The sequence below is a fragment of the Pseudomonas sp. B3G-3 genome, assembly GCF_028640915.1.
In the GTDB taxonomy this organism is placed as follows: domain Bacteria; phylum Pseudomonadota; class Gammaproteobacteria; order Pseudomonadales; family Pseudomonadaceae; genus Aquipseudomonas; species Aquipseudomonas chlororaphis_I.
This window is the reverse complement of record NZ_JAQZAB010000052.1, coordinates 1-17169: the sequence shown is the minus strand read 5'-3', so window position 1 is coordinate 17169 and position 17169 is coordinate 1. Positions and strand designations below refer to the sequence as shown.

Annotated in this window: 19 protein-coding genes; 7 read left to right on the top strand and 12 right to left on the bottom strand. The window is 59.9% G+C overall.

All coding sequences use genetic code 11. From position 1 onward, the window contains the following. Positions 1–8: 8 nt before the first annotated feature. The gene (gene rsmI / locus PVZ80_RS00415) at positions 9–863 is read right to left on the bottom strand and encodes a 16S rRNA (cytidine(1402)-2'-O)-methyltransferase (RefSeq protein WP_162096448.1); all 855 of its coding nucleotides are present in this window, start codon (positions 861–863) and stop codon (positions 9–11) included. Positions 864–1100: 237 nt separating this feature from the next. On the opposite strand from rsmI, the gene PVZ80_RS00410 reads away from it, so the two are divergent. The 4 genes from PVZ80_RS00410 (at position 1101) to PVZ80_RS00395 (ending at position 4559) form a co-directional block, all read left to right on the top strand. Beyond that, positions 1101–2912: a penicillin-binding protein activator gene (locus PVZ80_RS00410; protein ID WP_124340721.1), complete on the top strand. Its 1812-nt coding sequence runs from the start codon at positions 1101–1103 to the stop codon at positions 2910–2912. Then, positions 2912–3283 (top strand): YraN family protein, encoded by a 372-nt coding sequence (locus tag PVZ80_RS00405; RefSeq protein WP_007928464.1) that lies wholly within the window; start codon positions 2912–2914, stop codon positions 3281–3283. Before PVZ80_RS00410 ends, PVZ80_RS00405 begins: the two co-directional genes overlap by 1 nt. A gap of 107 nt (positions 3284–3390) precedes the next feature. Continuing rightward, a complete protein-coding gene (locus PVZ80_RS00400) occupies positions 3391–3984 on the top strand; it encodes a phosphoheptose isomerase (protein ID WP_007928463.1) in 594 nt (197 codons plus the stop codon). Beyond that, positions 3981–4559 (top strand): BON domain-containing protein, encoded by a 579-nt coding sequence (locus PVZ80_RS00395; protein ID WP_009050725.1) that lies wholly within the window; start codon positions 3981–3983, stop codon positions 4557–4559. The genes PVZ80_RS00400 and PVZ80_RS00395 overlap by 4 nt, the downstream gene beginning before the upstream one ends. A gap of 55 nt (positions 4560–4614) precedes the next feature. On the opposite strand, the gene PVZ80_RS00390 is transcribed toward PVZ80_RS00395, so the two are convergent. From PVZ80_RS00390 to rplM, 7 genes are all read right to left on the bottom strand, one after another. Further along, complete coding sequence (locus tag PVZ80_RS00390; protein ID WP_007928461.1) at positions 4615–5031, bottom strand: ClpXP protease specificity-enhancing factor; 417 nt, start codon at positions 5029–5031, stop codon at positions 4615–4617. Positions 5032–5047: 16 nt separating this feature from the next. Then, the gene (locus PVZ80_RS00385) at positions 5048–5665 is read right to left on the bottom strand and encodes a glutathione S-transferase N-terminal domain-containing protein (RefSeq protein ID WP_007928460.1); all 618 of its coding nucleotides are present in this window, start codon (positions 5663–5665) and stop codon (positions 5048–5050) included. Positions 5666–5816: 151 nt separating this feature from the next. Then, the gene (locus PVZ80_RS00380; protein WP_009050727.1) at positions 5817–6599 is read right to left on the bottom strand and encodes a cytochrome c1; all 783 of its coding nucleotides are present in this window, start codon (positions 6597–6599) and stop codon (positions 5817–5819) included. Beyond that, on the bottom strand, positions 6599–7810 hold the full coding sequence (locus tag PVZ80_RS00375; protein ID WP_007928456.1) for a cytochrome b: 1212 nt from the start codon (positions 7808–7810) through the stop codon (positions 6599–6601). Before PVZ80_RS00375 ends, PVZ80_RS00380 begins: the two co-directional genes overlap by 1 nt. Beyond that, a complete protein-coding gene (gene petA, locus PVZ80_RS00370; RefSeq protein ID WP_007928454.1) occupies positions 7810–8403 on the bottom strand; it encodes a ubiquinol-cytochrome c reductase iron-sulfur subunit in 594 nt (197 codons plus the stop codon). The genes PVZ80_RS00375 and petA overlap by 1 nt, the downstream gene beginning before the upstream one ends. A 257-nt stretch (positions 8404–8660) precedes the next feature. After that, the gene (gene rpsI, locus PVZ80_RS00365) at positions 8661–9053 is read right to left on the bottom strand and encodes a 30S ribosomal protein S9 (protein WP_003228056.1); all 393 of its coding nucleotides are present in this window, start codon (positions 9051–9053) and stop codon (positions 8661–8663) included. A 14-nt stretch (positions 9054–9067) separates the two neighbouring features. After that, positions 9068–9496: a 50S ribosomal protein L13 gene (gene rplM, locus PVZ80_RS00360; RefSeq protein WP_007928449.1), complete on the bottom strand. Its 429-nt coding sequence runs from the start codon at positions 9494–9496 to the stop codon at positions 9068–9070. A 246-nt stretch (positions 9497–9742) separates the two neighbouring features. Here rplM and PVZ80_RS00355 point away from each other — a divergent pair, with 246 nt between their 5' ends. Continuing rightward, the gene (locus PVZ80_RS00355; RefSeq protein WP_273863297.1) at positions 9743–10780 is read left to right on the top strand and encodes an NADP(H)-dependent aldo-keto reductase; all 1038 of its coding nucleotides are present in this window, start codon (positions 9743–9745) and stop codon (positions 10778–10780) included. Positions 10781–10843: 63 nt separating this feature from the next. Here the strand turns inward: PVZ80_RS00355 and PVZ80_RS00350 are convergent, their stop codons facing one another. Further along, positions 10844–11980, bottom strand: coding sequence for an acyl-CoA dehydrogenase family protein (locus PVZ80_RS00350; protein ID WP_435307273.1), 1137 nt, complete (start codon positions 11978–11980; stop codon positions 10844–10846). Between the two features lie 244 nt (positions 11981–12224). Between PVZ80_RS00350 and PVZ80_RS00345 the strand changes: the two genes are divergently transcribed. Then, positions 12225–13124, top strand: coding sequence for a GlxA family transcriptional regulator (locus PVZ80_RS00345; protein ID WP_172666974.1), 900 nt, complete (start codon positions 12225–12227; stop codon positions 13122–13124). Between the two features lie 47 nt (positions 13125–13171). Here the strand turns inward: PVZ80_RS00345 and zapE are convergent, their stop codons facing one another. From zapE to PVZ80_RS00330, 3 genes are all read right to left on the bottom strand, one after another. Beyond that, positions 13172–14266, bottom strand: a complete 1095-nt coding sequence (gene zapE, locus PVZ80_RS00340) for a cell division protein ZapE (protein ID WP_007928431.1) — start codon at positions 14264–14266, stop codon at positions 13172–13174. Positions 14267–14353: 87 nt separating this feature from the next. Further along, positions 14354–15709, bottom strand: coding sequence for a tryptophan--tRNA ligase (locus PVZ80_RS00335; RefSeq protein WP_009050731.1), 1356 nt, complete (start codon positions 15707–15709; stop codon positions 14354–14356). A 24-nt stretch (positions 15710–15733) separates the two neighbouring features. Then, positions 15734–16363 carry an alpha/beta hydrolase gene (locus PVZ80_RS00330; protein WP_016703548.1) on the bottom strand — a complete coding sequence of 210 codons (630 nt, stop codon included), beginning with the start codon at positions 16361–16363 and terminating at the stop codon, positions 15734–15736. Positions 16364–16507: 144 nt separating this feature from the next. On the opposite strand from PVZ80_RS00330, the gene PVZ80_RS00325 reads away from it, so the two are divergent. Continuing rightward, positions 16508–16942 (top strand): YhcB family protein, encoded by a 435-nt coding sequence (locus PVZ80_RS00325; RefSeq protein ID WP_007928428.1) that lies wholly within the window; start codon positions 16508–16510, stop codon positions 16940–16942. Positions 16943–17169 lie beyond the last annotated feature (227 nt).

Here is a 17169-nt window from a genome sequence, read left to right as displayed (position 1 = left end):
GATCGCGTTTACTCGCCTTTCTGTTTATCCAGCGCCGCCTGATAGAGAACATTCTTGCGCACGCCGGTAATTTCCGCCGCCAATGCCGCAGCCCGCTTGAGCGGCATCTCCTTGAGCAGCAGATCGAGAACTCGCATTGCCTCACCGCTTACGGCCTCGTCGCTCTCCGGCGCCGACCACCCCGCCACCAGCACCACGCATTCGCCGCGCTGCTGATTGCTGTCCGCCTCGACGAAAGCGCGCAACTCCGAAAGCGGCAAGCCCTTGAGGGTTTCAAAGGTCTTGGTCAGTTCCCGCGCCAGCAATGCCGGACGCTCGCCACCAAACACCAGCTCCATATCCTGCAGGCACTCGAGAATGCGGTGTGGCGCCTCATAGAAAATCAGCGTGCGCGGCTCTTCCTTTAATAGCTCAAGACGCCCGCGCCGCCCTACCGCCTTGGCCGGCAGAAACCCTTCGAAGATAAAACGATCGGAAGGCAGCCCCGCCGCCGACAAGGCCGCAATCAGAGCGCAAGCCCCAGGAACAGGAACGACATTGATTCCCGCCGCCCGCGCCTGACGCACCAAGTGGTAACCCGGATCGGAGATCAACGGCGTGCCCGCGTCAGAAATCAGCGCAACGCTGTCTCCCGCCAACAGACGGGTCAGAAAGCGGCTGCCTTCATCCCGCTCGTTATGTTCATGGCAGGCGGCCAGCGGCGTGGAAATCCCGAAGTGCTGCATCAAGCGCTGCGAGTGACGCGTGTCCTCGGCGGCGATCAACGCCACCTCACGCAAGATCTTCAAGGCCCGGGCACTGATGTCGTCCAGGTTGCCGATGGGCGTCGCCACCACATAAAGCGAGCCAGCAGCGGAATTCAAAGGACCTGGAGCAGTCAAAGCGCACACCTCTTGATCGGTAAAACCGACATTGTAGCGCGTAGATGCCTTCGGAATGCGTGCCGCAGGCACCTCGCACCTGCGACAACACCGGCCATTCTAAAGCGCTGCAACATTTGCACGACCTAAAATAGACGGTTTATTGCCAGTAAGATCGCGCCCCGGCCAGTGCTTGGGTACAATTCCACGCTAATTTGATCGAGTATCAGGAACACTTACATGATCGCTTGCCTGCGGCTGTTCTCTGCCTTATGCCTTGCTGCCCTCCTGGCAGCTTGCGCCAGCTCGCCCTCCTCCAGCCTTGGCGAACTTCCACGGACCCCGGATGCCAGCATCGAGCAACTGCTCGAACAGGCCGCCAACAGCAAAACACCCGACAAGGCAGCCCTGCTGCGCTTGAGCGCTGCCGACCTGGCCTATCGCCAGGGCAACGCCGGCCAGGCCGCGCAAATCCTGCAACAAGTGCCAATGGAGCAACTCAAGCCCGGCCAGCAGGTTTTCGCCAGCACCCTGGCGGCCGAACTGGCCATGACTCGCAACCAGCCAAAGGCGGCCCTGACTGCCCTGAGCCACCCGAGCCTGCAACGCCTGAGCGAACTGCCGGAAGAGCAGCAGATCCGCACCGGCACCATCCATGCTCGCGCACTCGAGGCCGACGGCCAGGCTCTCGCCGCAGCACGGGAGCGCATCTTCATTGCACCATTGCTCAAGGACGACGCCGCGAGCAAGAACCATGAAGCCATCTGGGCATTGATTGCCAGCTTGCCGACCGATCAACTGCAAGCCGTCAGCAACGACGACCTCGGCGGCTGGATGAGCCTGGCATTGGCAGTGAAGACTGCCGGTACCCTGGAACAACAACAGGCCGCCATCGACAACTGGCGCACACAGAACCCCAAGCATCCGGCCGCCATTCAACTGCCGCTGCCACTGACCAAACTCAAGGAGCTGGCCAGCCAGCCGCTGTCCAAAATCGCCCTGCTGTTGCCGCAGGACGGCCCGCTGGCTGCGGTCTCCAAGGCCCTGCGCGACGGTTTCATGGCCGCACACTATCAGGCCCAGCAAGCCGGACAGAAACCACCCAGCATCGAGCTCTACGACAGCTCGCGCCTGACTTCGCTGGATGACTTCTACCGCAAGGCCCAGGCAGATGGCGTGCAACTGGTCGTCGGCCCCCTAGAAAAACCGCTGGTCAAACAGCTCGCCGCACGCCCGCAACTGCCTATCACCACCCTGGCGCTGAACTACAGCGAAGGCGAGCAAGGCCCGGCGCAACTGTTCCAGTTCGGCCTGGCTGCCGAAGACGAAGCTCGCGAAGTCTCCCGTCGCGCTCGCGCCGACGGCCTGCACCGCGCCGCTGTCCTGGTGCCACGTGGCGAATGGGGTGATCGTGTGCTCAAGGCTTTCCGTCAGGACTGGGAAAGCAACGGCGGTAGCGTGGTCGGTATCGAACGCGTCGATCAGCCGGTGGCCCTGGCCCAGCAGATTGCCGACCTGTTCCAACTGCGCCAGAGCGAAGCTCGCGCCAAGAGCCTGCAGAACGCCGCCGGCACCCAGGTGGCCGCACAACCTTCGCGCCGACAAGACATCGAGTTCATTTTCCTCGCGTCCACACCGCAACAGGCACAACAGATCAAGCCGACCCTGAACTTTCAGTACGCTGGCGATGTACCTGTCTATGCCACCTCCCACGTTTTCAGCGCCAACGGCGACCAGAACCAGTACAACGACATGAATGGCGTACGCTTCTGCGAAACGCCTTGGCTGCTGGACGCCAATGACCCGCTGCGTCGTCAGGTCGCCGCGCAGTGGCCACAAGCCGGTGGCAGCCTGGGCCGACTGTATGCGATGGGTGCCGACGCCTACCGACTGGCGCCACGCCTGGGGCAACTCAAGGCGCTGCCGGACAGCCGCATCGAAGGCCTGTCGGGCAGCCTGACCATGAGCCCGAGCCAGCGCGTTCAACGCCAGTTGCCATGGGCCGAGTTCGTCAGCGGCCAGATCACTCGCCTGCCCGACACCCAGCGTTAATGCCACAACGATCACGCCAGCAAAGCGGTCAGGATGCCGAAGCCCAAGCGCTCCGGCATCTTGAACAACAGGGGCTGCGCCTGCTGGCGCAGAACTGGTTGTGCAAACGCGGCGAGCTTGATCTGGTCATGCTTGACGGCGATACAGTAGTATTCGTCGAAGTCCGCTACAGACAACACACGCAATGGGGTGGCGCACTGGGCAGTATCGACGCACGCAAGCGTCAGAAACTGATACTCGCCGCACAGTTTTTCCTGCAGCGCGAGTCGCGCTGGTCCAACCACCCTTGCCGTTTCGATGTGGTCGCCATAGACAGCGCCCCAGGCACGACAACTCATTTGAACTGGCTACGGAATGCCTTTGAAAGCTGATCGACGCTCTCGGGCCGAGCCGGACATTTTCACTCAACATTTTTGCTCTTTGCTTTGCGGGCAGCACATTCATGTGCCAGAAAGCCGCGCTACTTAAGGTCACACAGATGGACATGCAATCCCGAATTCGCCAGCTTTTTCAGGCCAGTATCGACACCAAGCAACAGGCGATGGACGTACTTGCACCGCACATCGAGCAAGCCAGCCAGGTCATGGTCAACGCCCTGCTCAACGAAGGGAAAATGCTTTCCTGCGGCAACGGCGGCTCGGCCGGCGATGCCCAGCACTTTTCTTCCGAGCTGCTCAACCGTTTCGAGCGCGAGCGCCCGAGCCTGCCAGCCATTGCGCTGACCACCGACAGCTCGACGATCACCTCGATCGCCAACGACTACAGCTACAACGAAGTCTTTTCCAAGCAGATTCGCGCCTTGGGCCAGCCCGGCGACGTCCTGCTGGCGATTTCCACCAGCGGCAACTCAGCGAACATTATTCAAGCGATCCAGGCCGCACATGATCGCGAAATGATTGTCGTAGCATTGACCGGTCGCGATGGCGGCGGCATGGCATCCCTGCTATTGCCGGAAGATGTCGAGATTCGCGTACCGGCCAACGTCACTGCACGCATCCAGGAAGTCCACCTGCTGGCGATCCACTGCCTCTGCGACTTGATCGACAGCCAACTGTTCGGGAGTGAAGAATGACCCCTAATCGCCTTGGCCTACTGGCCCTGACCCTAGCCTTGAGCATCAGCGGTTGCAGCTCGGTGATTACCGCCACCCGCGAAAGCCCGATCGAAGATGACCGCGGCACCCGCACCTTCGGTAGCAAGATCGATGACTCATTAATCCAGACCAAAGTCGAAGTGAACGTCGCCAAAGCCAGCCCGGACCTGGACCACAATTCACACATCGTGGTGACCAGCTTCAACGGCATCGTCCTGCTGGCCGGCCAGACCCCGCGGGCCGACCTCAAGACTCTCGCCGAGCAGGCCGCCAGCGCCGTGCAGCGGGTGAAGAAGGTCCACAACGAACTGCAGGTTCTGCCGCCCTCTTCCCTGCTGGCCCGGCAGAACGATGCCTGGCTGACCACCAAGATCAAGACCCAGATGCTGACCGACGCCAGCATTCCAGGCTCGCGCATCAAGGTCGTGACGGAGAACGGCATCGTCTACCTGATGGGCCTGCTGACCCAACAGGAAGCCACCCAGGCGACCAACCTGGTACAGGGCGTTTCCGGCGTGCAGAAAATCGTCAAACTGTTCGAGTACATCGACTGATGTAGGCGAAAGGTACAGGCACAAAAAAGGCGATCCGGATGGATCGCCTTTTTTATTACTTCACGACCTTCAGACTGGGTCGGCCGCTTGGACGCGGCGGCTCGTTATCCGGTGGCGGGATATCATCATCCGGCTCGATTTCATCGTCCTCGTCATCCACGGGCGACTCCAGATCGAACACCATACCCTGACCATTCTCCCGGGCGTAAATGCCCAGGATCGCCGGCACAGGGACGTACAAGCTATGCGGGACACCACCGAAGCGCCCCTCGAAAGTCACCACCTCGTTATCCATGTGCAGATGGCGCACGGCACTCGGCGAAATATTCAGGACGATCTGTCCGTCACTGGCGAAACCCTGAGGCACCTGCACCGCCGGGTATTCGGAATTGACCAGCATATGCGGAGTGCAATCGTTGTCCACAATCCACTCGTAGAGCGCGCGGACCAGATAAGGTCGACTGGAGTTCATAGCGGCTCCTTAAGCCTTAGCGCATGTCGCGTTCGACGCCAGACAGACTTGCCTGGAACGTCTCACGGGCGAACTGGCGCTCCATATAATCAAGCAACGGCTTGGCTTGCCGTGGCAATTCAATACCCAGAATCGGTAATCTCCAGAGTATTGGTAATAGGCAGCAATCCACCAGACTTTGTTCCTCACTGAGGAAAAACGGCTTCTCCGCGAACAGCGGCGAAACCCCGGTCAGGCTCTCACGCAGCTCTTTACGCGCCTGAGCCCGAGCCGCTTCCTTGGTCCGGGAATCCAGGATCAGGTCCACCAGCCCACACCAGTCACGCTGGATCCGATGGATCAGCAGACGGCTATTGGCACGCGCCACAGGGTAAACCGGCAGTAGTGGCGGGTGCGGGTAACGCTCATCCAGATATTCCATCACCACGGTCGACTCCCACAACGCCAGGTCACGATCGACCAGGGTGGGCAGACTGCCGTAAGGGTTCACTTCGATCAGCTTCGGCGGCTGACGCCCCGCCTCCACACTGATGATCTCGGCGCTGACACCCTTCTCTGCGAGCACGATACGTACCCGGTGGGAATAGTGGTCGGCGGGGTCGGAGTAACAGGCCAACCGATTGGTCACGCCCATGGCGGTCCTCCTCGCTTGTTGAAATTATCGGAAGCAGAAAAACGAGCGCGCCCAGAGGGCGCCTCCCGTAACGCCTGGATGATCCAGACTCGTTACACCTTCAGAGACGCCCTTGGGCGCGCACGATTAACAGCAATGAATTACAGCTTTATCAATGAACGTCTTTCCAGTATTCGCGCTTGAGCAGATAGGCGAACACGAAGAAGAAGGCCAGATACAGTAACACATAGGTGCCGATACGTTGATGCTCCAGCTTGACCGGGTTGGCCGAGTAGGCCAGGAAGGTCACCAGGTTCTTGACCTTCTCGTTGAACTGCTCTTCGTTGAGCGCGCCGGTTTTTGGCAGCACGGTCAGCTGGTCGCAGGCTTCATGGGTCAAAGCGGTGCCGGTCAGCGGATCGTATTGCTTCTTGCCGTCTTCGACGATCTGAACCTGCTTGCAACCCACAACCTGGCGGCCTTGCAGGCCGACCAGAACGTTAGGCATGCCCACGTTCGGGAAGACCTTGTTGTTCACGCCCCATGGGCGCGCAGGGTCTTCGTAGAAGGAACGCAGGTAGCCATAGAGCCAGTCGGTACCACGCACACGAGCCACCAGGGTCAGGTCGGGCGGAGCCGCACCGAACCAGGTCTTGGCGTCAGCCGGCTGCATGCCGATGTTCATGTGATCGCCGATTTTTGCACCGGTGAACACCAGCTTGCTCATCATCAGATCGTGAGGAATCCCCAGATCGTCGGCAACGCGCTCATAGCGCTGGAACTTGGCGCTGTGGCAGCCCATGCAGTAGTTGGCGAATGTCCGCGCGCCATCCTGCATGGCGGCCTTGTCGGAGACGTCGATGTCGACTTTTTCCAGCTCGGGACCACCTTGTGCGGCCGCGAAGGACAGTACAGGCATAGCAGCAAGAATCAGTACAGCAAATAGCTTTTTCATCAGCCAGTCACCCTTTCCGGAACCGGTTTGGTCTTCTCGAGCCTGGTGTAGAACGGCATCAGAATGAAGTAGGCGAAGTACAGGAAGGTACATACCTGCGACAGCAGCGTACGACCTGGAGTCGGTGCCAGGACGCCCAGGATCCCCAGGATCACGAACGAGATGCAGAACACCACCAGCCAGATCTTGCTCAGCCAACCCTTGTAGCGCATGGATTTGACCGGGCTGCGGTCAAGCCATGGCAGCACGAACAGCACAGCGATCGCCGCACCCATCGCAATCACACCCAAGAGCTTGTCCGGAACCGCACGCAGAATCGCGTAGAACGGGGTGAAGTACCAAACCGGGGCGATATGCTCAGGCGTCTTGAACGGGTTGGCCTGCTCGAAGTTCGGCTTCTCGAGGAAATAACCACCCATTTCCGGGAAGAAGAACACGATCGAACAGAAGATGAACAGGAACACCACCACACCGACGATGTCTTTCACGGTGTAGTACGGATGGAACGCGATGCCATCCAGCGGTACGCCGTTTTCGTCTTTGTGCTTCTTGATGTCCACGCCATCCGGGTTGTTCGAACCCACTTCGTGCAGCGCCAGGATGTGCAGCACCACCAGACCAAGAATCACGATCGGCAGGGCCACAACGTGCAAGGCGAAGAAGCGGTTCAGGGTGATGCCGGAAATCAGGTAGTCACCACGAATCCACTGGGTCAGGTCGTTACCGATGACCGGGATCGCACCAAACAGCGAGATAATCACCTGGGCGCCCCAGTAGGACATTTGCCCCCAAGGCAGCAGGTAGCCCATGAAGGCCTCGGCCATCAGCGCCAGGTAGATCAGCATGCCGAACAGCCACACCAACTCACGCGGCTTCTGGTAGGAACCGTAGAGCAGGCCACGGAACATGTGCAGATAGACCACGATGAAGAACGCCGAAGCGCCGGTGGAGTGCAGCAGACGCAGGATCGAGCCGTACTCGACGTCGCGCATGATGTATTCGACGGAAGCGAAAGCTTCTTCTGCCGACGGGGTGTAGCTCATGGTCAGCCAGACACCGGTGACGATCTGGTTAACCAGAACCAGCAGAGCCAGGGAACCAAAGAAATAGAAGAAGTTGAAGTTCTTCGGGGCGTAATACTTGCTGAGATGGTCTTCCCACATTTTGGTCGCGGGGAAGCGCGCATCAACCCAATCCATGAACTTGCTCATCACGCTTTCTCCGTATCGACGCCGATGACAATAAGGTCGTCCGACTCATAGGAATGCGGGGGTACTGGCAGGTTCAAAGGCGCGGGTTGCGACTTGTAGACGCGGCCAGCCAGATCGTAGTGGGAACCGTGGCAAGGGCAGAAATAGCCGCCTACCCAATCCTTGCCCAGATCTGCAGGCGCCACTTCAGGGCGGAATGTCGGCGAGCAACCCAAGTGGGTGCAGATACCGATCAGCAGCAGAATCTCTGGCTTGATCGAACGCACTTCCGGGTCGACGTAGGTTGGTTGAACAGAGTTCTTGGAGTCGGGGTCGGAAAGTTGACCCTCGATCTTTTTGAGATTCCCCAGGATTTCCTGTGTACGGCGGACGATGAATACCGGCTGACCACGCCACTCAGCAATCATCTGCTGACCTGGGTCGATCTTGCTGATATTCACTTTCACCGGTGCCCCTGCGGCTTTCGCCTTGGCACTGGGAAACCATGACCCCACGAACGGGACCGCAGCCCCCACCGCTCCTGCAGCACCCACCACGGATGTGGCTGCTACAAGGAAGCGACGCCGGCCTGCATTCACGCCGTCATTGCTCATTCAGTCCTCTCCCATCAGCTTTGTGGCCTGTTAAATCAGGCATCTACTAAGTAAAAATCTGAACTTATAAAAATTTTGCCGAATGGTAATGAAAAGCCCCTACTCTGACAAGGTAATTACCAACTTGGCCCTGCCCCAAGCCCTGTAGTATAGGGGCTCTGCAGATGTGGCAAGTTGTCACACTGTAAAATAGTCACCCATAAAAAAACGCCCAGCTCCGCGAGGAGACTGGGCGTTCTTTTGAACGCGAAAGCGAATTAACGCTTCGAGTACTGCGGACGCTTACGCGCTTTACGCAGACCAACTTTCTTACGTTCAACTTCACGTGCGTCACGGGTTACGAAACCGGCTTTACGCAGAGCGCTGCGCAGAGTTTCGTCGTAATCCATCAGAGCGCGAGTGATGCCGTGGCGGATTGCGCCAGCTTGGCCACTCACACCACCGCCGATAACGGTGACGTAGATGTCGAACTTCTCGACGGTCTCGGTCAGTTCCAGCGGCTGACGAACTACCATGCGGGCAGTTTCGCGGCCGAAGAAGTTATCCAGGGAGCGGTTGTTGATGGAGATGTTACCAGTACCCGGACGCAGGAAAACGCGTGCGGTTGCAGTCTTGCGACGGCCAGTGCCGTAATTTTGAGTCGCCGACATAATGAACTATTCCGTTAAATCTTCAGTTCTTGGGGCTGCTGAGCAGTATGAGGGTGTGCAGCGCCCGCATAGACTTTCAGCTTACGGTACATGTCGCGACCCAGCGGGTTCTTAGGCAGCATGCCTTTTACCGCGGTCTCGATCACGCGCTCAGGGGCCTTGGCGATCAGCTTTTCAAAGTTGATCGACTTGATGCCGCCCGGGAAACCGGAGTGGGAGTAGTACATTTTGTCAGTGGTTTTAGCGCCAGTAACACGTACTTGCTCAGCGTTGATCACGACGATGTAGTCACCGGTGTCGACGTGAGGGGTGTACTCAGGCTTGTGCTTGCCACGCAGACGGCTCGCGATTTCGGTGGCCAGACGACCCAGGGTCTGACCAGCAGCGTCGACGACAAACCAGTCGCGCTTAACTGTTTCCGGTTTAGCAGTAAAAGTTTTCATTCTTTATAGCCTCAGGGGCCGCCCTGTAAATTAGACGGCGGATCTTACTGAATAGTGCGTACTTTGACAAGTCAAAGGCAGCCGGATACAGACGCTATCGGGGGCTCGGGTCAGCGCGTCCGTTATACGGCAAGATTCTTCGGCAGGCGGCGCATCACTTCCACTGCAGAAAGAGCTGCGGAATTATGCAGATTGCGAAAAAAAATTCAACCTGCTTTTATGATTGTTTTGCCGAAGGAGCACCCGATGGACTATCGCCAGCTAGGCCGGACCGACCTGAACGTGAGTGCAATCTGCCTGGGAACCATGACCTGGGGCGAGCAAAACAGCGAGTCCGAGGCCTTCGCCCAGATCGAACGGGCCAAGGCTGCGGGGATCAATTTCATCGACACCGCCGAGATGTACCCGGTGCCGCCAAAGGCCGAAACCTATGCCACCACCGAGCGCTACATCGGTAACTGGTTCAAGGCTCGCGGCGATCGCGGCGACTGGATCCTCGCCAGCAAGATCGCCGGCCCCGGCAATACCATCGACTACATCCGCGACAAGCAGCTCAAACACAACCGCAAGCACATAGTCCAAGCCGTGGACGCCAGCCTCGAGCGCCTGCAGACCGACTGGATCGACCTCTACCAGCTACATTGGCCGGAGCGCAGCACCAACTTCTTCGGCCAGCTGGGCTACAAGCACAAGGAAGAAGACTTTACCCCGCTGGAGGAAACCCTCGAAGCCCTGGACGAACAGGTCAAGGCCGGCAAGATCCGTCACATCGGCCTGTCCAACGAAACGCCCTGGGGCACCATGAAGTTCCTGGCCCTGGCCGAGAGCCGCGGCTGGCCACGGGCGGTATCGATCCAGAACCCGTACAACCTGCTCAACCGCAGCTTTGAAGTGGGCCTGGCGGAAATCGCCATTCGCGAACAATGTGGATTGCTGGCCTATTCGCCCCTGGCGTTCGGCTTCCTCTCCGGCAAATACGAAGGCGGCGCGCGCCCGGCCAAAGGCCGCCTGAGCCTGTACAGCCGCTTCAGTCGCTACTTCAACCCGCAATCGGAAGCGGCCTGCAGCCGTTATGTCGCCCTGGCCCGCGAACACGGCCTGGACCCGGCGCAAATGGCTCTGGCATTCGTCACCCAGCAACCGTTCGTCACCAGCAACATCATCGGCGCGACCACCCTTGAGCAACTGGACAGCAACATCGCCAGTCTTGAGTTGAAGCTGTCGAATGAGGTGCTGGCCGGCATCGAGGCGATCCACAAGGACCACCCGAACCCGGCGCCGTAACCTGCCCTCCCGCCTAGAAGCGAGCTGGCCCGCCAAGCTCGCCTCTACGCAGGAGACAACGCGCTACAGGGAACGCGCGATGATCTCCTTCATGATCTCATTGGTCCCGGCATAGATCCGCTGCACTCGCGCATCCGCCCAGGCCCGGGCCACCGGGTATTCCCACATGAAGCCGTAGCCGCCATGCAACTGCACGCACTCGTCGAGCACCTTGCACTGCAGGTCCGTGCCCCAGTACTTGGCCATGGCGGCGGTCGGTACGTCGAGCTTGCCTTGCAGGTGCAATTCCAGGCAGCGGTCGACGAACACCCGACCGATCTGAATCTCGGTGGCCATTTCCGCCAGCTTGAAGCGGGTGTTCTGGAAATCGGCGATCGATTTGCCGAAGGCCTTGCGCTCGCGGGTGTATTCCAGGGTCCACTGCAATGCCGCCTCGGCTGACGCCAGGCCACCCACAGCCACCGTCAGGCGCTCCTGGGGCAGCTCCTGCATCAGATAGGCAAAGCCCGCGCCGGCCTGCCCCAGCAGGTTTTCCTTGGGTACGCGAACATCCTGGAAGAACAGCTCCGACGTGTCCTGGGCCTTCATGCCGACCTTTTCCAGGCGCTTGCCCTTGGAGAAACCGGGCGTATCCGCCTCCACCAGGAACAGGCTGGTGCCCTTGGCGCCGGCCTTGGGATCGGTCTTGGCCACGACAATCACCAGATCGGCCAGATAGCCGTTGGTAATAAAAGTCTTCGAGCCGTTGATCACATAGTCGTCACCGTCCAGCACCGCGGTGGTCTTGACCCCTTGCAGGTCGGAACCAGCGCCCGGCTCGGTCATGGCAATGGCCGTGACCATCTCGCCAGATACCAGTTTCGGCAGGTACTTGTGTTTCAGCGCCTCGCTGCCGTAATGCAGGATGTAGGGCGCGACGATGTCGGAATGCAGGGAGAAGCCGATGCCGGTCAGGCCGAGACGCCCCACTTCCTCGATCACCCCCGCGCTATAGAGGAAGTCAGCCCCCAGCCCGCCGTACTCCTCGGGGAGATGGGAACAGAGCATGCCCGCCTCACCGGCCTTGTTCCACAAGGCGCGGTCGATGTAGCCCTGTTTTTCCCATTGCCCATGGAACGGCACGGCCTCCTTTTCCAGGAAGGTACGCACGCTGTCACGAAAGAGTTCGTGCTCGGAACTGAACAAGGTTCTGGGGATCATGGGGCCGCCTGTCGTTATTGTTAGCCGGGATTGGCCCACAGAGCCTAAGCCCACGCGTACGACACAGGACACTGGACACATCCGACAAAAAATAAGACGATCCAGCCGTCTGGTGACCACTTTCCCCTATAAGAACAATTGAATTATGTCTAACCAAACCTCCACGCCCTTGCGGCGCGTCAGCATCCTGGCCATCGACCGGGTTTTCGCCTCCACCCTCATGCAAGCCAAGGATTTCTTCCATCTGGCCAGCCTGCGCTATGGCAAGCAGCTGGGCCAGGGCCTGACCCCGGCATTCGAAACCCGCCTGGTCAGCCCCGATGGCAAACCGGTGTGCAGTTTCAGCAACGTGATGCTCCCGGTGGACGGCGCCCTGGAAGATACCGACGTGATCATCCTCCCGGCGTTCTGGGACGATTTCGAAACCCTCTGCCAACGTTATCCCCAGATCCTGCCCTGGCTGCGCCAGCAACATGCCCGCGGCGCGGTGCTCTGCGGAGAGGCCACCGGGGTGTTCTGGCTGGCCGAGGCCGGGCTGCTCGACGGCAAGGAAGCCACCACTTACTGGCGCTTCTTCAATGCCTTCAGCGAGCGCTTCCCCAAGGTCCAGCTCAATCAGGACAAGCACCTGACCGACGCCGACAACCTGTATTGCGCCGGCGGCACCACCTCGGCCTGCGACCTGTACATCTACCTGATCGAGCGCTTCTGCGGCGCCAACGTCGCCCAGGCCGTGGCCCGCGACATTCTCTATGAAGTGCAGCGCAGCTATTCCCCGGGGCGTATTGGCTTCGGCGGCCAGAAGCTGCACCAGGACGTGATCATCCTGCAGATCCAGCACTGGCTCGAAGAGCACTTCGCCGACAAGTTCCGCTTCGAGGACGTGGCCCGGGAACATGGCATGAGCATTCGCAATTTCATGCGGCGCTTCCAGACCGCCACCGGCGACAAGCCCCTGCATTACCTGCAACGCCTGCGTATCGAAACCGCCAAGGGCCTGCTCTCGGGAACGCGCAAGAGCATCAAGACCATCAGCTACGAGGTTGGCTATGACGATGCGAGCTTCTTCGCCCGCCTGTTCCGCCAGCACACCGAGCTGTCGCCGAACCAGTACCGGCAGCAGTTTCACCAACAAGCCGCGTAAATGAAAAAGGGCCTGCAATGCAGGCCCTTCTTTTATCCGGACAACCGTTAAGGCTTGTGCGCCCGCGAGAGGAACTCGTGGGACTGCATTTCCAGCAGACGGCTGAGGGTGCGCTGGAACTCGAAGGTCAGGCGACCGCCGGTGTACAGGTCCTTGAGCTCGACTTCGGCGGAAATGATCAGCTTGACGTTACGGTCATAGAACTCGTCGACCATGTTGATGAAGCGACGGGCGATGTCGTCGGTGGCGACGCTCATCTGCTCGACACCGCTGACCAACACGGCGTGGAAGATCTTGCCCAGTTCGATGTAGTCGTTCTGGCTGCGCGGACCGTCGCACAGTTCGCGGAAGTCGAACCAGGCCACATCATCACAGGTACGCAGGGCGCGGATTTCGCGGTTCTCGACGATCAGCACATCGTTTTCCACCGCCTGGGTGCATTCCGGCGTCAGCGCGCGGAAGCTCTTGCGCAGGCTTTCGTGGGCCGCTTCATCCAGCGGGAAGTGGAACAGTTCGGCCTGCTCCAGATGACGCAGACGGTAGTCGACACCGCTGTCGACGTTGACGATTTCGGTGTGCTGCTTGATCAGGGCAATGGCCGGCAGGAAGCGCGCCCGTTGCAGGCCATCCTTGTACAGACCGTCCGGCACGATGTTCGAGGTGGCCACCAGGGTCACGCCGTTCTTGAACAACTCTTCCATCAGCGTGCCGAGGATCATGGCGTCGGTAATGTCGGAGACGAAAAATTCGTCGAAGCAGATCACCCGGGCCTCATCGGCGAAACGCTTGGCGATGATGGTCAGCGGGTTCTTCTCGCCGCCCAGGGTCTTCATCTCTTCGTGCACACGCTTCATGAAGCGGTGGAAGTGAGTACGGACCTTCTGCTTGAACGGCAGGGCTTCAAAGAAGGTATCGACCAGATACGTCTTGCCACGCCCTACCCCGCCCCAGAAGTACAGGCCCTTGACCGGCACCTGGTCTTTCTTGCCAAACAGCTTGCCCAGCAGGCCCGGCTTGTTGTTCGACGCGGCGATCAGATCGTCGTACAGGCGCTGCAAATGACGCACGGCGGTTTCCTGCGCAGCGTCGTGGAAGAACTCCGGGCGTTTCAGATCAGCTTGGTATCGTTCTAGGGGCGTCATAATTCGTTAGCAAGGCAACAAAAACGGGCCGTCACTGTAGCGACGGCCCTTGAGAATGGCAATCAGCCCTTGGTCGGGAGATTGCGGTTAGTCCTGCACAGGCGTCAGGGCGACACGCAGTGCATCGATCGCCGCATCGCGGGCCGCCGCGTCGGCAAAGGCCGGGCTGTCGGCCACGCACTCACCTTCCAGCCAGACGCTGAAACTCAGCGCTTCGCTGCGCAGATCCAGAGCCTGGCCGGCTTGCAGTTGCTTGGTCACGGCACCCGCAGTCTTGCCGTCGGCGAAGTTGCGCGACAGCAACAGCTGCTCGCCATCGGCGGCCAGCAGGCGGAAACGGAAGCTGCCGTCGTCTTCACGGAAGCTGACGAAGCGCGCGGCCTTGGCCGCTTTCTTCTTGGTGGTCGCCGCCACTTGCACCTGGTTGACGAACGAACGCAGGCCCACGGCCTCACGCAGTTCGTTGAGGAACGGGGTGGCCACGGCGCGGGCTTTCTTGGCGCCGGCCTGGAGGATGTCTTCCAGGTCCGAAGGGCGTTCGATCAACTGGTGATAACGCTCGCGCGCTTCGCCCAGCTGGTTGTCCAGCAGCTGGAACAGACGATTCTTCGCCTCGCCCCAACCCAGGCCCTGCAGCAGTTCGTTGCGGAATTCGTCAGCCTGGGCCTGTGTCGCAAATGCCTGGAACAGAGTGAACAGGTGCGCGTTATCCGGGTCCTTGGCTTCGCCAGGAGCGCGGGAGTCGGTGACGATGCGCGAGATCGCGTCCTTCATGTCCTTGGCGCTGCTGAACAACGGGATGGTGTTGTCGTAGCTCTTGGACATCTTGCGGCCATCGAGGCCCGGCAAGGTGGCGACGCTTTCCTCGATCAGCGCCTCGGGCATGGTGAAGAACTCCTTGCCCTGGCCGAACAGGTGGTTGAAGCGCTGGCCGATGTCACGGGCCATTTCCACGTGCTGGATCTGGTCGCGACCGACCGGCACCTTGTGCGCGTTGAACATCAGGATGTCCGCGGCCATCAGCACCGGGTAGCTGTACAGGCCCATGGTGATGCCGGCATCCGGGTCTTCACCGGTTTCGACGTTTTTATCCACCGAAGCCTTGTAGGCGTGGGCGCGGTTGAGCAGGCCCTTGGCCGCCACGCAGGTCAGCAACCAGGTCAGCTCCGGGATTTCCGGGATGTCCGACTGGCGATAGAAAGTCACGCGCTCCACATCCAGGCCACCGGCCAGCCAGGTCGCGGCGATTTCCAGGCGCGAGCGCTGGATACGCAGCGGGTCGTCGCACTTGATCAGGGCGTGATAGTCGGCCAGGAAGTAGAACGAATCGGCATTGCTGTCGCGGCTGGCGAGGATCGCCGGGCGGATGGCGCCGGCGTAGTTGCCCAGGTGCGGCGTGCCGGTGGTGGTGATGCCGGTGAGGATGCGCGTACGAGTAGTCATGGGTAATCGCTTATCAGACTGCAATCAATTCGAGAGTCGTGGCAGCACCAGATCCTTGAGATCGGTGAGCTTGCCATGAAAAAAGTGTCCGCATTCTGCCACTTTCAGCAGCTCATGGGGGCGCTCAAGCGCGTCGGACCAGTCGTAGACCAGTTGCGGGTCGACCACTTCGTCGGTTTCCGGCTGGATCAGGGTCAGCGGGCAATTCTGCGGCAGCAGGTCGCTGTCGCGCAGACGCATCACCGCAGCGGCGACCATGAACAGGTGCTTGAGCTGTTCGCCGCGGGCTTCCAGGCGCCCGCCGAGGCTGGCGGCGACGAAGCCGCCGAAGGAGAAACCGAGCAGGGTCATCGGCAGATCCGGGTGCCTGGCCCGCAGCCATTCGGCAGCCGCCTGCGCGTCGTCGACTTCACCGCTGCCCATGTCGTGGCTGCCTTCGCTGGCGCCGACGCCACGGTAGTTGAAACGCAAGGTGATCAGGCCAGCATCGCGCGCCGTACGTTGCAGGGTCGAGACCACCTTGTTGAGCATGGTGCCGCCCTGCACCGGGTTCGGATGGCAGATCAACGCCACGCCACGGGCGTCGGCGACATCCAGATACAGGGCTTCCAGTTGGCCGACCGGGCCGGCAATCACTACGGGGGTTTCACGCATAAGCAAGGAAGGAACTCCGTGACCTCGAATCGGGTCGACTCGTCTAGCAAATTGTCTGTGCCAATCTATTGCGAGTGAATCGCGGTATACAGCGCAGGTTCGAGCCGTTAACGTAAAGCAAAGCCGTTTATAGAGGAAGGACTCGTGGAACACTCGCTCTTAGTTTGGTTGTTGCCGACTCTTGCCCTGATCGCGGGTGTCGCCATTGGATTTCTGGTCGCTCGCCTGCTGCCGAATGCCGCGCCTAACCGCACGCAACGTCAGCTGGATGATATTCAGGAACGTTTTGACAGCTATCAGAACGAAGTGGTCACCCACTTCAACAGCACCGCCACCCTGGTGAAAAAACTCACTCAAAGCTATCAGGAAGTGCAGGACCATCTCGCCGAGGGCGCCAACCGCCTGGCCCTGGACGAGCTGACCCGCCAACGCCTGCTGGCCGCGCTGCACTCCGACTCGGTGCAGGCTCCACGGGAACGCCTGACGCCGCCGCGCGACCAGGAACCGCCACGGGACTACGCGCCAAAGACGCCTAACGCGCCTGGCATGCTCGACGAGCATTATGGTCTGAAGAAGTAATCAGGCTTCGCGTCCAATAAAAAGGTTCTTCACGGAATTCCGGGAAACACAGAAACAAGAACGCCGATTTGATTGATGATGTTCGTGCGAGCAAACACATCTAAAAAACCGGCGTTCTTATGCACGATATTAATACTTTCCTTCCTTTTTGGGAGGGCTTTTCTGTCGTCACGATCAAGCCTGATGGCGATGCCCTACAGATCGATCTGACGCCCCACACCACCCGA

What these genes read in the sequence shown, in the direction of transcription:
- PVZ80_RS00410 (WP_124340721.1), top strand. Translation starts at nt 1,101, where the DNA reads ATGATCGCTTGCCTGCGGCTGTTCTCTGCCTTATGCCTTGCTGCCCTC.
- PVZ80_RS00405 (WP_007928464.1), top strand. Translation starts at nt 2,912, where the DNA reads ATGCCACAACGATCACGCCAGCAAAGCGGTCAGGATGCCGAAGCCCAA.
- PVZ80_RS00400 (WP_007928463.1), top strand. Translation starts at nt 3,391, where the DNA reads ATGGACATGCAATCCCGAATTCGCCAGCTTTTTCAGGCCAGTATCGAC.
- PVZ80_RS00395 (WP_009050725.1), top strand. Translation starts at nt 3,981, where the DNA reads ATGACCCCTAATCGCCTTGGCCTACTGGCCCTGACCCTAGCCTTGAGC.
- PVZ80_RS00390 (WP_007928461.1), bottom strand. Translation starts at nt 5,031, where the DNA reads ATGAACTCCAGTCGACCTTATCTGGTCCGCGCGCTCTACGAGTGGATT.
- PVZ80_RS00385 (WP_007928460.1), bottom strand. Translation starts at nt 5,665, where the DNA reads ATGGGCGTGACCAATCGGTTGGCCTGTTACTCCGACCCCGCCGACCAC.
- PVZ80_RS00380 (WP_009050727.1), bottom strand. Translation starts at nt 6,599, where the DNA reads ATGAAAAAGCTATTTGCTGTACTGATTCTTGCTGCTATGCCTGTACTG.
- PVZ80_RS00375 (WP_007928456.1), bottom strand. Translation starts at nt 7,810, where the DNA reads ATGAGCAAGTTCATGGATTGGGTTGATGCGCGCTTCCCCGCGACCAAA.
- petA (WP_007928454.1), bottom strand. Translation starts at nt 8,403, where the DNA reads ATGAGCAATGACGGCGTGAATGCAGGCCGGCGTCGCTTCCTTGTAGCA.
- rpsI (WP_003228056.1), bottom strand. Translation starts at nt 9,053, where the DNA reads ATGTCGGCGACTCAAAATTACGGCACTGGCCGTCGCAAGACTGCAACC.
- rplM (WP_007928449.1), bottom strand. Translation starts at nt 9,496, where the DNA reads ATGAAAACTTTTACTGCTAAACCGGAAACAGTTAAGCGCGACTGGTTT.
- PVZ80_RS00355 (WP_273863297.1), top strand. Translation starts at nt 9,743, where the DNA reads ATGGACTATCGCCAGCTAGGCCGGACCGACCTGAACGTGAGTGCAATC.
- PVZ80_RS00350 (WP_435307273.1), bottom strand. Translation starts at nt 11,980, where the DNA reads ATGATCCCCAGAACCTTGTTCAGTTCCGAGCACGAACTCTTTCGTGAC.
- zapE (WP_007928431.1), bottom strand. Translation starts at nt 14,266, where the DNA reads ATGACGCCCCTAGAACGATACCAAGCTGATCTGAAACGCCCGGAGTTC.
- PVZ80_RS00335 (WP_009050731.1), bottom strand. Translation starts at nt 15,709, where the DNA reads ATGACTACTCGTACGCGCATCCTCACCGGCATCACCACCACCGGCACG.
- PVZ80_RS00330 (WP_016703548.1), bottom strand. Translation starts at nt 16,363, where the DNA reads ATGCGTGAAACCCCCGTAGTGATTGCCGGCCCGGTCGGCCAACTGGAA.